Origin of the sequence: Kribbella sp. NBC_00482, assembly GCF_036013725.1 — a bacterium.
Classification (GTDB): domain Bacteria; phylum Actinomycetota; class Actinomycetes; order Propionibacteriales; family Kribbellaceae; genus Kribbella.
In genome coordinates this window covers 1,587,603-1,599,878 of the sequence record NZ_CP107881.1, presented here as the reverse complement: position 1 = coordinate 1,599,878, position 12,276 = coordinate 1,587,603, and the positions used below count along the sequence as shown (strand labels likewise).

Genomic DNA, 12,276 nt, shown 5'->3' with positions numbered 1-12,276 from the left:
CCTGTCACCCGGTGGGCGGTACGGCGGCACAGCTGCTGCCGCGCTTCGGTACGTCCCGCGCGATCAGGTAGTCGTCGATCGTGCTCGTCATGCACGGGCTCGTCGTGTAGCTCCCGTGTCCCCAACCCTCGTACGTCAGCAGTACGCCGTACCGGCCGAGCTGACGCTCGACGCTCTGCGCCCACGCGTAGCCGGTGGCCGGGTCGTGGATCGCGTTGGCGAGCAGTACGGGCGTCTTGAGCCCACGGACCTTCAGCACGTGCTGCGGGTTGTTCGCGGGCGGTGAGCCGAGGCAGATGGACACAGCCATCAGCTGACCCGGGTAGCGCATGTCCTGGTTGTTCCGTGCGAGCCGCTGGAGATTCCCGGCGTACTCGCGGTAGTTGCGGACCGGCAGGTTCCAGTCCTGACAGAACACCGCTAGCGGGTACGGCGCGACTCCCGTCTGCACCGGCTTCGGGGGAGTGACACCTGCCTTCAGCATCTCGGCCAGCGCAGACCACTGGGGTCCGTAGAGCGCCCGGAACACGGAGAAGCTCAGCGTGAACGGGTCAGGCGACTTGGCCAGCAGGTCCGCCCAGAGAGCGTGGACGTCGCGCCCGTGCAGTGCACAGGTCGTTGTGGCGTCGCACCACTTCACGAACTCCTCGAACGAGTCCTGTACCGCAGCCGCCTGGTCGTCGAGGAAGTCACCTGTGCTGGACGAGCTGTGGTCGGTCACGCTCTCCAGCACCATCGCGCGGACCCGGCGCGGGTACGTCTCGGCGTACTGCGCTCCGAGTACCGTCCCGTACGAGCTGCCATGGAAGGAGATCGTGGACTCGCCGAGCGCCCGCCGTACCGCGTCGACGTCGCGCACCGTTTGCCAGGTGTCGATGTGGTCGTACAGCGGGCCGGTGTGCTCGCGGCAGTCTGTGGCGAGCTGCCGGTTGTAGGTGATCGTGGAGGTGAACTCGGCCGCGCTCTTGATGATCGGCGACGGCTGCTTGTTGAGCAGCTCGGCCGAGCAGCGCACCGGGTTGCTGCGCGCGATACCGCGTGGGTCGAAGCTGACGATGTCGAAGCGGTCCTGCAGGTCGGTGCTGAACCGGTCGATCCCGGTCTTGATCCGGTCGACCCCCGAGTCGCCGGGACCACCAGGACCGAACACCAGAACGCCGACGCGTTCGCTCGGCACCTTCGCCGTACGGCGGGCGATCGCGAAGTCGAACGTGGGACCACCGGGGTCGCGCCAGTCGACCGGCAACCGGAGCGTCGCGCACTGCGAGCCGAGCACCTCGGCCGGGTCGTCCTTGCCCTCGGGTTTGCAGTCGGTCCACTGCACCCGGTCCGTGGTTGCGGTTGCGGTTGGAAGCGTGGTCAGCCCGGCGGCCGCGACGCCGAGCAGTACGGCGCCGGTGACGGCGCGCTGGGTGAACGTCATGCCGCCGATCCTTCGGCAATCGCTTGCTACCGGCATCAGGGAGCTGCCCCCGAGTGACCCCGAGCGTGGCTTGGGGGGCTTGTTAGGGTCGGCGTTGATGAGTACCAAACATGCGGCGTGGTTCCGGACGGTGGCGATCGCCGAGGCGATCTCGTGGACCGGACTGCTGATCGGGATGCTGTTCAAGTACGTGCTGTCCGACAACGAGATCGGGGTGAAGATCTTCGGCCCGATCCACGGCGGCATCTTCATCGCCTACGTGATCACGGTGCTGGCCGTGCGCGGCCCGTTGCGGTGGTCCTGGCCGGTGACGTTGGCCGCGCTGGCGGCCAGCATTCCCCCGTTGTTCACCTGGTTCTTCGAGATCTGGGCGGTCCGCACCGGCCGGATTGACGCCGGCCGGGAGACCGCCGTACCGTCCACAGCAGAAACAGCCGCATGAACCCGTGCGGGAGAGACCCGGGCAAGAACCGGGCGCCGTAGGAGCAACTCTCCCCAAGAATCTCTCAGGCACCTTCACCGCGCGGGCGAGGCACCTCTGGAAGGCATCCGCCTGACAGAGCGGGGAGGACACCAAACGGTCAACGGCGACCGGAAGGAACCTCCACACGATGGCGATCAGCGTCTTCGACCTGTTCAGTATCGGGATCGGCCCGTCGAGCTCCCACACCGTGGGACCGATGCGTGCGGCCCGCACTTTCGCACGCGGTCTCGCCGACGACGGCCTGCTGGCCGCGACGACGACCGTCGAGGCGCAGCTCTTCGGCTCGCTCGGCGCCACCGGGCACGGGCACGGCAGTAACAAGGCCGTCCTGCTCGGCCTCGAGGGCTCCGACCCGGAGACCGTCGCCACGCACTCGGTCGACGCCCGCGTCGAGACAATCCGCGAGCGCGGCCGGATCCTGCTGGCCGGCACCCACGAGATCACGTTCGACGAGAACACCGACCTGCTCATGCACCGCCGCAAGGCGCTCCCGTACCACCCGAACGGGATGATGTTCGTCGCCCGCGGCGCCGATGACGCCGTACTGCGGGAGCGCACCTACTACTCGGTCGGCGGCGGATTCGTCGTCGACGAGACCGCTGCCGCGGGTGACCGGATCGTGCCGGACACGACCCCGCTGAAGTACCCGTTCACCACCGGCGCGGAGCTGCTCGACCGGTGCCGCGAGTCGCAGCTGTCGATCAGCGAGGTGATGCTCGCGAACGAGCTCGCCTGGCGGACCGAGGACGAGGTCCGGGACGGGCTGCTGCACATCTGGCAGGTGATGCAGGACTGCGTCCGCGAGGGCTGTGAGACCGAGGGGATCCTGCCGGGCGGTCTCAAGGTGCCGCGACGGGCGCACGCCCTGCACGCGAAACTCACCCAGGATCCGTGGTCGGTGGATCCGCTCAAGGTGATGGACTGGGTGAACCTGTTCGCGCTCGCGGTCAACGAGCAGAACGCGTCCGGCGGCCGGATCGTGACCGCTCCGACGAACGGTGCCGCCGGCATCATTCCCGCCGTACTGCACTACTACCGGCGCTTCGTGCCCGGGTCGACCGAGGACGGCGTAGTCCGGTTCCTGCTGGCCGCCGGTGCGATCGGCGTGCTCTACAAGGAGAACGCGTCGATCTCCGGCGCCGAGGTCGGCTGCCAGGGCGAGGTCGGGTCCGCCTGCTCGATGGCCGCCGCCGGGTTGTGCGAGGTTTCCGGTGGTACGCCGGAACAGGTGGAGAACGCCGCCGAGATCGCGATGGAGCACAACCTCGGCCTGACCTGCGACCCGGTCGGCGGGCTGGTGCAGATCCCGTGCATCGAGCGGAACGCGATGGCGTCGGTGAAGGCGATCAACGCGACCCGGATGGCGATGCACGGCGACGGCGTCCACGTGGTCACCCTCGACAAGGTCATCAAGACCATGCGCGAGACCGGCGCCGACATGAAGATCAAGTACAAGGAGACGTCCCGCGGCGGCCTCGCCGTCAACGTCATCGAGTGCTAGCCAGCGTGGGAACAGCAGTACCAGGCTGAAATGCGTTCCGCCCGGAATACTGGGGACATGGGCGAGCTCGGACGGACGTTGCACGCGTGGCGTGATCGGGTGACGCCTTCGGAGGTCGGGTTGCCCACCGGTGGGAAGCGGCGGGCGCCGGGGCTGCGGCGCGAGGAGCTGGCGCACCTCGCCGGATTGTCGGTCGACTACATCGTCCGGCTGGAGCAGGGCCGGTCGGACTCGCCGTCGGCCCAGGTCCTGACCGCGCTGGCCCGCGCGCTCCGGTTGTCCGATGCCGAGCGCAACCATCTGTTCGTGCTCGCGGGGGAGGTCGAGCCGTCGCCCGGGCGAGTCTCGGCGTACATCCCGCCCGGCGTCCAGCGGATCGTCGATCAGCTGGAGGGCGCGGCGCTGTGCGTCACCGACGCTGCTTGGACGGTGATCACCTGGAACCCGATGTTCGCCGCGCTGATCGGCGACTTCTCGCCGTGGCAGGGGCGGTGGCGGAACATCGTCTACCGGCATTTCGTGGCGCCGGGCGACCGCGTCGTCATGACGCCGGAGCAGCAGCAGAATTTCCGGAACGCGATGGTGACGGATCTGCGCGCGTCCCTCGCCCGGTATCCGCGCGATCCGGATCTCCAGGCGTTGATCGAGGAGCTCCGTGCAGGGTACGACGACTTCGCGCAACTGTGGGACCGACCGGTCGTCGGCTTCCACCAGAGCGAGCGGAAGACGATCCGGCACCCGGACGTCGGCACCTTCGACATCGACTGCGACGTACTCGCGGTCCCGGGCAGCGACCTGCGCATCGTCGTCTACACCGCCGCCCCGAACACCGAAGCCGCGGAGAAGCTCCGGCTGTTGTCGGTGATCGGCCTGCAAGCGTTGCTCTGACTGATCAGCTAACGCACTGCATTCCTACGGTCGCGTAGGCGGTTCGGGATTCCCGGAAGATTTCGCTTTGGCGTGGAATTTCTTCCAAGGGGTGTTTGAAACGACTCATCACCCGATACTCTCCGGTTCTTGTGAATCCGATTTCTGCCACGGCTTCCCGCCGCCCGCCCTGGCAGAACCCGCGGCGTCGCCGCCAGGCTGCCGCCGCCTGCGGCGTCCTGTTGCTGGGCTACCTCGTGCTGGTCTTCGTCGCCCTGCTCGGCGGCCCGCGGATCGGCGCCGGGTTCCTGCCGCTGCCCGGTGGCGGGCCGAAGCCGGCCGCGCCGATCGCCGGCCCACAGCCGGGCGAGCCGACGCAGAACGTCTCCGTACTTCCGCCGGGGGCCACCACTTCGACGCCGCCGCCGGCGACCCCCGGCGCCACCACCAGCCCGTTGGCGACACCGTTGCCGATAGCAACCACGCCGGGAGAGACCCAGGTACCGGTCGGCGTCGCCAGCACGCCGTACCCGACGCTCGTCCCCGGGACGCCGACGCCGCAGGTCGTCGAGACCACCGGACCCACGGCCCCGCCCGCGACCAAGCGACCCCCGACGGTCCCGACCGCGCCGCCCACCAGCGTGACCACCGCGCCGACAAGCCGCCCGACCGCGTCGACCACTCCGACCGCGCCCCCCACGAAGCCGACCACGGCGCCGCCAACCACCACCACCCCGCCGCCTCCACCGCCGCCGCCCGACGACCCGGACGACCCCGGACTTCTCGGCGGCATCATCGGCGGCCTGCTCGACACGCTCGGGCTCTAGTACGCCTCGACCTCGGTGGTGTCGGCGTTGCCGCCTGGGCGGGGTTGCAGGTTGACCTGCCACGCCTGGTTCTTGCCGAAGGTCTGGTCGAACTTCTTGAACGAGCAGTCCGACCGGAACTTGCGGCGTACCGCGTCCCAGTCCGTGCCGCTCTTGAAGTAGAGGCGGTACGCGCCGCCGAGCCGGCTCACGGTCGTGGACTGGGTCGCCCGGAGATACACCATCACCTGCGGAGTCCCTGGTGGCTTGCCGTCGCTGACGATCGAGATCGCGACGTCCTTCGTCGTGCCGTTGGTGATCTTGAGCCGCCCCATCCCTTCCGGATCACGCCGTACCAGGACCTCGCCGCTGTCGGGTCGCACCTGTTCCGGCGCAGGCCCCGCATCGGGAAGCGTCCGGCCGAACGTCAGCTTGAGCCGTTGCAGCTGCACGAGCGCGGTGCTGAGGTCGGCACGCAACTGCCGCTGCACCTTTTGCGAGGTGTACGCCGTACCACCGCAGCGCGCGTCCTCCTCGGTCTTCTCCACCGAGCTCGTCAGCCGCGTCGCCGCCACACCGATGCGCTCCTGCAGCAGCGCGTGGACGGCGGTCAGCCGGGACGTCACCGTCAGCGTGGACAGCCGGACCGCGATCGTGTTGAGCGACTCCGCGACCGTACTCACCGCCTCGCTCAGACCTTCGGCCGTCCGGACCCGGGTCAGCGCCCGCGTCGGCCCGGCCAGTACCTGGTCGATCCGTGTCAGCTCGGCCTGATAAGCCGCCGTACTCAACGGCCCCGCGGCCGGAACCGATGACGTCGGTGCCGACGCGGCACTCGAAGAGGTCGCGACAGGGCTCGGCGCAGGCTCCGGTTCCCCACTGCAACCCGCAACCAGACCCACCCCGGCACAGAGCGCAACCCAGCACTTCATCCCCACCCCAACCCCCCAGGTCCCCAACCCGTGAGGACCAAGGGTAAGGCATCAGTCCCGTGGTGCGGGACGGACGAAGGGAAACGCCAGCGTGCTGCGGATGTTCTGGCCGGTGAGCATCATCATGACGCGGTCGACGCCGATGCCCAGGCCGCCGGTCGGAGGCATCGCGTACTCGAGCGCCGACAGGAAGTCCTCGTCCAGCGACATCGCCTCGGGGTCGCCGGCGGCGGCCTTCAGGGACTGCTCGGTGAGCCGCCGGCGCTGCTCGACCGGGTCGACGAGTTCGGAGTACGCCGTACCGATCTCGGCCCCGAACGCGACCAGGTCCCAGCGCTCGGCGAGCCGTGGATTCGTGCGGTGGTTGCGGGTCAGCGGGGACGTCTCGAGCGGGAAGTCGGTGTAGAACGTCGGCACCGTGGTGTTCGGTTCGACGAGCTCGTCGTACAGCTCCAGGACGAGTTCGCCGGCCGACATCTCGAACGTCGTGTGGACGCCGTGCTCCGCGCACAACGCCCGGAGCTCGTCCGCGGGCGTCTCCGAGTCGATCGCCGTACCGGCGGCCCGGCCGACCGCGTCGTGGACGGTGACGACCGGCCACTCGCCCGAGATGTCGATCTCCTCGCCGTCCCGGCGTACGACGGGCTTGCCGTACACCGCGGTCGCGGCCTCGATCAGCAGCTCCCGGGTGAGTTCGCGCATCACGTGGTAGTCGGCGTACGGCTGGTAGGCCTCGACCGAGGTGAACTCCGGGTTGTGGGTCGCGTCGGCGCCCTCGTTGCGGAAGTTCCGGTTCAGCTCGAAGACCTTGCCCATCCCGCCGACGCTCAGCCGCTTCAGGTACAGCTCGGGCGCGATCCGCAGGAACAGCTCGGTGTCGTAGGCGTTGATGTGCGTGACGAACGGCCGCGCGTTCGCGCCGCCGTGCACCGCCTGCAGCATCGGCGTCTCGACCTCGATGAACCCACGCGTCTCGAAACCGTTGCGCAGGGCCCGTACGGCGGCACTGCGCTGCTGCATCATCCGCAGCGAGTCCGGGTTCATCACCAGGTCGAGGTGCCGCTGCCGGACGCGCGCCTCGGGGTCGGTGAAACCCTTCCGCTTGTCGGGCAGCGGGTGCAGGCACTTCGCCGCCATCACCCACGACGTCGCGGCGATCGACAGCTCACCCCGGCGGCTCGTGACGACCTCGCCGGTGACGCTCACGTGGTCGCCGATGTCCACAAGTCGCTGCCACTGGTCCAGCGGTACGTCGCCGCAGGAATCGACCGTCAGCATCACCTGCAGCTGCGTGAGCCCGTCCTGCAACTGCGCGAAGGCGAGGCCGCCGTGGCCCCGCATCCGCAGTACCCGGCCGGTCACCGACGCCGTGTGCCCGGTGTGATGGTCCGGCGGCAGATTCGGGTACAGCTCCCGGACCCGTTCCAGCGTCTCCGTCCGCGGCACCTCGACCGGGTACGGATCGATGCCGGCGGCAACGAGCTCGGCGAGCTTGGTACGCCGGATCTGCTCCTGCTCGGTGAGCTTCCGGGTCGGCAACGCCGGCCGCAGCAACTCCACTTCCTGCTCCTGTGCGGCGGTGGCGAACGCGCGACCGTCCGCGGCCATGATCGCGTGCCGCTCCGCCGCCTCGACACTGTCGACACGGGTCCACGGCCGCGGCGCCGGCAGGAAGCCTTCCGCGGTACCGGCCGCGAACACCACCTGCGCGAGCGAGGCGCCGCGCGAGTAGCACATCAACCGCGGCGACCAGCGCGGCAAGTACTTCTCGTTCGACTGGTACAGACTCTCCAGCTGCCAGAAGCGTGATCCCGCGGTCAGCAACGCGTTCGTGAGCCGCAGTACCGGTCCCGCGCCGACCCGCTCGGCGTCGCTGAAGATCTCCCGGAACATCGCGAAGTTCAGCGAGATCCGGTGGACGCCGAGATCGCCCGAGGCGTCGATCAGGGAGGTCACCATGAACTCCATCAACCCGTTCACGGACTCTGGATCGCGCCGCATCAGGTCCAGCGACACGCCCCGGACACCCCACGGGGCGAACGACAGCAACCCGCGGACGACGCCGTCGGCGTCCCGCGCGATCACCATCACGCAGCGCGCGTCGGCCGGATCGCCGAGCCGACCGAGCGCCATCGAGAACCCGCGCTCGGTCCGCGCCCCGCGCCACTTCTCCGCGAGATGGACGTACTGCGCCAGCGTCTCCGGTGACAGGTCTCCGTGCCGCACGACCTCAGCGTGGTACCCGGCCCGCTGGACCCGCGTCACGGCCTGGCGCACCGGTCGCATCGTGCGGCCTTCGAGGGTGAAGTCGGCGACGTCGATGATCGCCTCGTCACCCATCGACAGTGCGCGCAGGCCGGCGTCGACGTACGCCTGCGCCGCCTCCTCGCTCGCCGACAGCACCGCCGGGGACCAGCCGTACCGGCGGGCCTCGGCGAGCCAGCGCTGGATCGCGGCGGGCCAGGCGACCGGGTCGCCGAGCGGATCGCCACTGGCCAGGCTGACGCCGTTCACCACCCGGTACGCGATGGCGGCGTCGTTGCCCGGTGCGAACACGACGGCCTTGTCGCGGCGGGTGGCGAAGTACCCGAGGGAATCCCGCTCGCCGTGCAGTAGAAGGAGGCGCCGTACCTCGAGCTCCTCGGGCTGGGTCAGGTACCGGACCCGCTGGACCGAGCGGAGGAAGATCCAGAACGCCAGCACCAGCGAGGCCGCCGAGATCGCGCCGACGGTCAGACCGATCCAGCCGTGGCCCTCGTGACCGCCCATCTTGCTGCGCGACTGGCCGAGCGCGGCGATCACGGCCCAGCCGATCTTCTGCCGCTGCCCGCTGAGCGTGCGCGGGAAGATCTGCGTCAGGGTGACGCTGACCGCGATCGAGATCAGCATGCCGAACACCAGCGCGCCGATCGCGAGCCGTCGGCTACCGGGCGCGAGCCGGGCCGGGAAGGCGCCGCGGATCTTCCACAGCAGGACGACGATGGCGGCCACCACGACCGCCTGGACGATGCCCCACTCCAGGTCCTCGACACTCGCCGGCCCGAAGTCGCGGAGCAGGTCCGCGTCCGTCGGGTTGGCCAGCCGGACGCTCGTGAACGCGATCCCGGCGACCTGCGCGAGGAACCAGAGCGCCTCGAAGACCCACAGCACCCAGAGCAGTGCCGCTCGCTTACCGCGCAGCAACGCGCTGCCGACCACCGCGAGGTAGACGGCGGAGAAGATCGTGTGCCCGGCCGGGATACCGACGAAGTCGAACGCGAAGTCGACGTGCTTGACGAACCTCGGCGCGCCCACGTGCAGCGGGATGGCGATGAACGACCACACCGAGGCGAGCACGACGACGCGGCCCACCCAGCCTGCGGCCCGGTGCTGCCAGGCCGGGATCATTGCTGCTTGTTCCGACGGCACCAGCCGATCATCCCACTAGTTCGCTGCGACTTCGGTCGACCTAGCACTACCTCGACAGTACAGCTGACGCCACAGTCAATACCTTGGTTGACGTGCGACGGTGTTGTGTATGACCGCCGTCCCGTACCGCCTCATCCGCAACCTGATGCTTGCCGCAGGCGTGCTCTACTGCAGTCTGCTGCTCGAGGCGGCGGCCGGATTCCCGTTGGACGTCCACCGCTCGTTCCTGAGTGAGCTGGGGGCGCGGGACCAGTCCACGAGTCTCACTGCGCGCGGGATGGACCTGGCCACGGGCGTGTTGCTGCTGGTCGCCGTACTGCTGGCCAGGCCTGCGGCGCGGGCGCAGCGGGAGCTGACCGGTCTGCTGATCAGTACGGCGGTGTTCGGGCTCGGGACGTTGTTCGACTCGTTTTCGCCGATGGACTGCGCACCGTCGGCCAGTGCGGCGTGCCGTGCGGCAGAGGCGAACGGCCAGGTCGGGGTGGCGCTGGTGCTCCATGAGGTGACCTCGACCCTCGCAGGTCTCGGCAGCATCGCCATGGGCGTCTTCGCGGTCCTCGTACTCCGGCGGTTCGGCTGGGGTGGACTATGGGCCAAGGCGGTCGCCGTACTGGCTGGAGCGGTCGCGGTAACGCAGACGTGGCTCGGTGTGCAGACGGGGAGCGACGTACTCACCGGCAACGAACTGGAGGCTCCGGGCATCCTGCAACGCGTCTCGGTAGCACTCGTCTGCTTAATGCTGGGGACAGTGTTACCAGCTCTGAGGCACGCTTTACTCGATGACCGTGACCTGGATCGTGGTGCCCGGGCTGGCTGAGACTCCGGAGGAGTTCAGCCGGCTCGTCGAGTTGCTCCCGGACGAGGATGTTCGCGTCATCGATCCGTGGCGTACGCCGATCAAGTCGGACGTGGACGCGCTGCGGGCGGCTGCCGGCGTACGGCCAGATGCGGAGATCGGACTGATCGGGCACTCGATCGGTGGACTGGCCGCACTGCGCTGGGCGCTGACGCGGCCGCACGAGGTCACCCGGTTGGTGCTGGTCGACAGCAGCCTCACCTCGGAGACGGGGTGGCGTGCGTTCTACCCCGGGAAGCGTGGCGACCGGGTGGTTCGCGCAGTGGCGCGGTTCCTCGGGCGGGTCGGCGTACCGCAGCTGTTGGGTCCTTCGGTACGACGGTTGATCGTGAGGCTCGGCAGCACGTCGAACCACGACCTGTTGTCGAAAGCAACGGCCAAGGCGCGGTACGGCGGGGACAGGTCGTGGCTGCTGTTCTGGGACGAGCTCGCGGGCAGCTGGGAGCTGGCCGCAGAGGTAGCCAAGCTCGTAGCCGGCCCGGTCGGCGCAATCGCCCCGACGTCTCTCCTGGTGGCAACCGGTGGCACGTCCCGCTTCACCGCCAACAGCTGGCTGGCAGGCCAGCAACGCCTGGCTGACTCCTTGGGCGGAACAGTCGAGGTCCTACCCGACTCCGCCCACCTGGTCCACCTCGACCGCCCCGACGCCATCGCCACGGCAGTCCGCCGATAACCCTAAGTAGTGCTGGTCATTGCTGGGGTTGGCAGCTTGCGTTGCCAGACCTCGTCGAGGGCCATGCGCATCGCGCCGGTGACCACGGCGTCCTCGGCCAGGGCGGAGAGCTCCAGCTTCGGGTGGTTGAGCGTCAGCAGGCGCAACTGGTCCGAGATGGCGTCCAGTAGTACGGCGCCGGCGCGGGCGACACCGCCACCGATCACCACCGCGGTCGGGTCCAGCACGAGCACGGACGGCGCCAACGCGCGTGCGAACGTCCGGGCGACCTGCTGTACGACGGCCTGCGCCACCGGGTCACGCTCCGCCGCAGCGGCGAACACGTCCGCGGTGTCCAGTTGCTCTCCACCCAGCTCGGCCAGCCGCGACTGGGGGTTGTCGAGCGCTGCCTGACGTCCCAGCGCCGCGATCGCCTCCGAACCGACCGCTCGCTCCAAGGGGCCGCGGCTGTCCTCCGGGTTGATCACGTCGTCCGTGTCGGTAGCGATGAAGCCGATCTCACCGGCCGCCCCGGTGCCACGGTGCAACCGGCCGTCGATGACGATGCCCGCACCGAGCCGCTCACCCCACTGGACAGCCAGCAGCGTGCCGGTCCCACCGCGTGCGGCGGCGATCGCCAGCGCGGCCAGGTTGGCGTCGTTGTCCAGCATGACCGGGCAGTCGAGCAGACCGCGGACGTGCTTGATCAGGTCGATCGCGGACCAGCCCGGCACACTCGGGACCAGCTGGACCCGGCCGGTGTGCTCGTCGACGATGCCCGGGCTCGCGGCGACCACGGCGGCGATGTCCTCGGCCGGCACCTCGGCCTCGGCCAGGGCCTCGTTGATGACCTCACCGATGACGCCGAGCAGCTCCTGCGCGGTCCATCCGGGTCCAGAGCGCCGTACCAGCGAGAGCTTGCGGCCGGCCAGGTCCGAGACGCCGACGGTGACCCGGTGCGGGCCGACGTCGAGTCCGAGCACCGGTGCGGCACGGCCGCGCAGCGAGACGCGGATGGCCGGGCGACCGAGCGAACGGTCCGCGGAGTCGGGGCCGTGCTGCTGCAGCCAACCGGCGTCGAGCAGCTCGTCCACGGCCTGGGCGACCGTCGGTCTGGCCAGACCGGTGCGCTCGACCAGCTCGGCGACGCGCAACGGTGCGGGCGCGGAGCGGCGAACCGCGTCCAGGACCGCGGCTACGTTGATCCGCCGCAGCATCGTCGTACCGCCGCCGCCGACCGTTCCCTTGCTCATGTCCGACCCCTTGCTTGCCACCCGCACAGTATAGATAGCGAGCGTTCGTAAATACTGTCCATTTGCCGCACCGATTGGCGGATACCGGTGCGTG

At 69.4% G+C, this 12,276-nt stretch carries 10 protein-coding genes and 1 riboswitch; of the genes, 6 read left to right on the top strand and 4 right to left on the bottom strand.

The window, feature by feature from the left end:
• Positions 1-4 precede the first annotated feature (4 nt).
• Entirely contained in the window at positions 5-1,423 is a 1,419-nt protein-coding gene (locus OHB24_RS07980) for an alpha/beta fold hydrolase (protein WP_327638304.1), read from the bottom strand.
• 97 nt (positions 1,424-1,520) lie between these two features.
• Here OHB24_RS07980 and OHB24_RS07975 point away from each other — a divergent pair, with 97 nt between their 5' ends.
• The 4 genes from OHB24_RS07975 (at position 1,521) to OHB24_RS07960 (ending at position 5,102) form a co-directional block, all read left to right on the top strand.
• Positions 1,521-1,865, top strand: coding sequence for a DUF3817 domain-containing protein (locus tag OHB24_RS07975; RefSeq protein ID WP_327638303.1), 345 nt, complete (start codon positions 1,521-1,523; stop codon positions 1,863-1,865).
• Positions 1,863-1,955, top strand: a riboswitch (glycine riboswitch). Its footprint overlaps the gene before it by 3 nt.
• Positions 1,956-2,034: 79 nt before the next feature.
• The gene (locus OHB24_RS07970; RefSeq protein ID WP_327638302.1) at positions 2,035-3,408 is read left to right on the top strand and encodes an L-serine ammonia-lyase; all 1,374 of its coding nucleotides are present in this window, start codon (positions 2,035-2,037) and stop codon (positions 3,406-3,408) included.
• Positions 3,409-3,465: 57 nt separating this feature from the next.
• On the top strand, positions 3,466-4,296 hold the full coding sequence (locus OHB24_RS07965) for a helix-turn-helix transcriptional regulator (protein ID WP_327638301.1): 831 nt from the start codon (positions 3,466-3,468) through the stop codon (positions 4,294-4,296).
• A 131-nt stretch (positions 4,297-4,427) separates the two neighbouring features.
• A complete protein-coding gene (locus OHB24_RS07960) occupies positions 4,428-5,102 on the top strand; it encodes a hypothetical protein (protein ID WP_327638300.1) in 675 nt (224 codons plus the stop codon).
• On the opposite strand, the gene OHB24_RS07955 is transcribed toward OHB24_RS07960, so the two are convergent.
• Together OHB24_RS07955 and lysX are read right to left on the bottom strand one after the other, a co-directional pair.
• The gene (locus OHB24_RS07955) at positions 5,099-5,872 is read right to left on the bottom strand and encodes a hypothetical protein (RefSeq protein WP_327638299.1); all 774 of its coding nucleotides are present in this window, start codon (positions 5,870-5,872) and stop codon (positions 5,099-5,101) included. The genes OHB24_RS07960 and OHB24_RS07955 overlap by 4 nt on opposite strands.
• Before the next feature lie 192 nt (positions 5,873-6,064).
• On the bottom strand, positions 6,065-9,421 hold the full coding sequence (gene lysX, locus OHB24_RS07950) for a bifunctional lysylphosphatidylglycerol synthetase/lysine--tRNA ligase LysX (protein ID WP_327638298.1): 3,357 nt from the start codon (positions 9,419-9,421) through the stop codon (positions 6,065-6,067).
• A gap of 109 nt (positions 9,422-9,530) precedes the next feature.
• Here lysX and OHB24_RS07945 point away from each other — a divergent pair, with 109 nt between their 5' ends.
• Together OHB24_RS07945 and OHB24_RS07940 are read left to right on the top strand one after the other, a co-directional pair.
• On the top strand, positions 9,531-10,238 hold the full coding sequence (locus OHB24_RS07945) for a DUF998 domain-containing protein (RefSeq protein WP_327638297.1): 708 nt from the start codon (positions 9,531-9,533) through the stop codon (positions 10,236-10,238).
• Positions 10,201-10,950 carry an alpha/beta fold hydrolase gene (locus OHB24_RS07940; RefSeq protein ID WP_327638296.1) on the top strand — a complete coding sequence of 250 codons (750 nt, stop codon included), beginning with the start codon at positions 10,201-10,203 and terminating at the stop codon, positions 10,948-10,950. Before OHB24_RS07945 ends, OHB24_RS07940 begins: the two co-directional genes overlap by 38 nt.
• Positions 10,951-10,952: 2 nt before the next feature.
• Here OHB24_RS07940 and OHB24_RS07935 read toward each other — a convergent pair whose 3' ends face one another.
• The gene (locus OHB24_RS07935; RefSeq protein ID WP_327638295.1) at positions 10,953-12,182 is read right to left on the bottom strand and encodes an ROK family transcriptional regulator; all 1,230 of its coding nucleotides are present in this window, start codon (positions 12,180-12,182) and stop codon (positions 10,953-10,955) included.
• Positions 12,183-12,276: the final 94 nt, after the last annotated feature.

Coding starts and splice junctions, on each gene's coding strand:
- OHB24_RS07965 (WP_327638301.1), top strand. CDS start 3,466: ATGGGCGAGCTCGGACGGACGTTGCACGCGTGGCGTGATCGGGTGACG.
- OHB24_RS07945 (WP_327638297.1), top strand. CDS start 9,531: ATGACCGCCGTCCCGTACCGCCTCATCCGCAACCTGATGCTTGCCGCA.
- OHB24_RS07980 (WP_327638304.1), bottom strand. CDS start 1,423: ATGACGTTCACCCAGCGCGCCGTCACCGGCGCCGTACTGCTCGGCGTC.
- OHB24_RS07975 (WP_327638303.1), top strand. CDS start 1,521: ATGAGTACCAAACATGCGGCGTGGTTCCGGACGGTGGCGATCGCCGAG.
- OHB24_RS07940 (WP_327638296.1), top strand. CDS start 10,201: ATGACCGTGACCTGGATCGTGGTGCCCGGGCTGGCTGAGACTCCGGAG.
- OHB24_RS07970 (WP_327638302.1), top strand. CDS start 2,035: ATGGCGATCAGCGTCTTCGACCTGTTCAGTATCGGGATCGGCCCGTCG.
- OHB24_RS07935 (WP_327638295.1), bottom strand. CDS start 12,182: ATGAGCAAGGGAACGGTCGGCGGCGGCGGTACGACGATGCTGCGGCGG.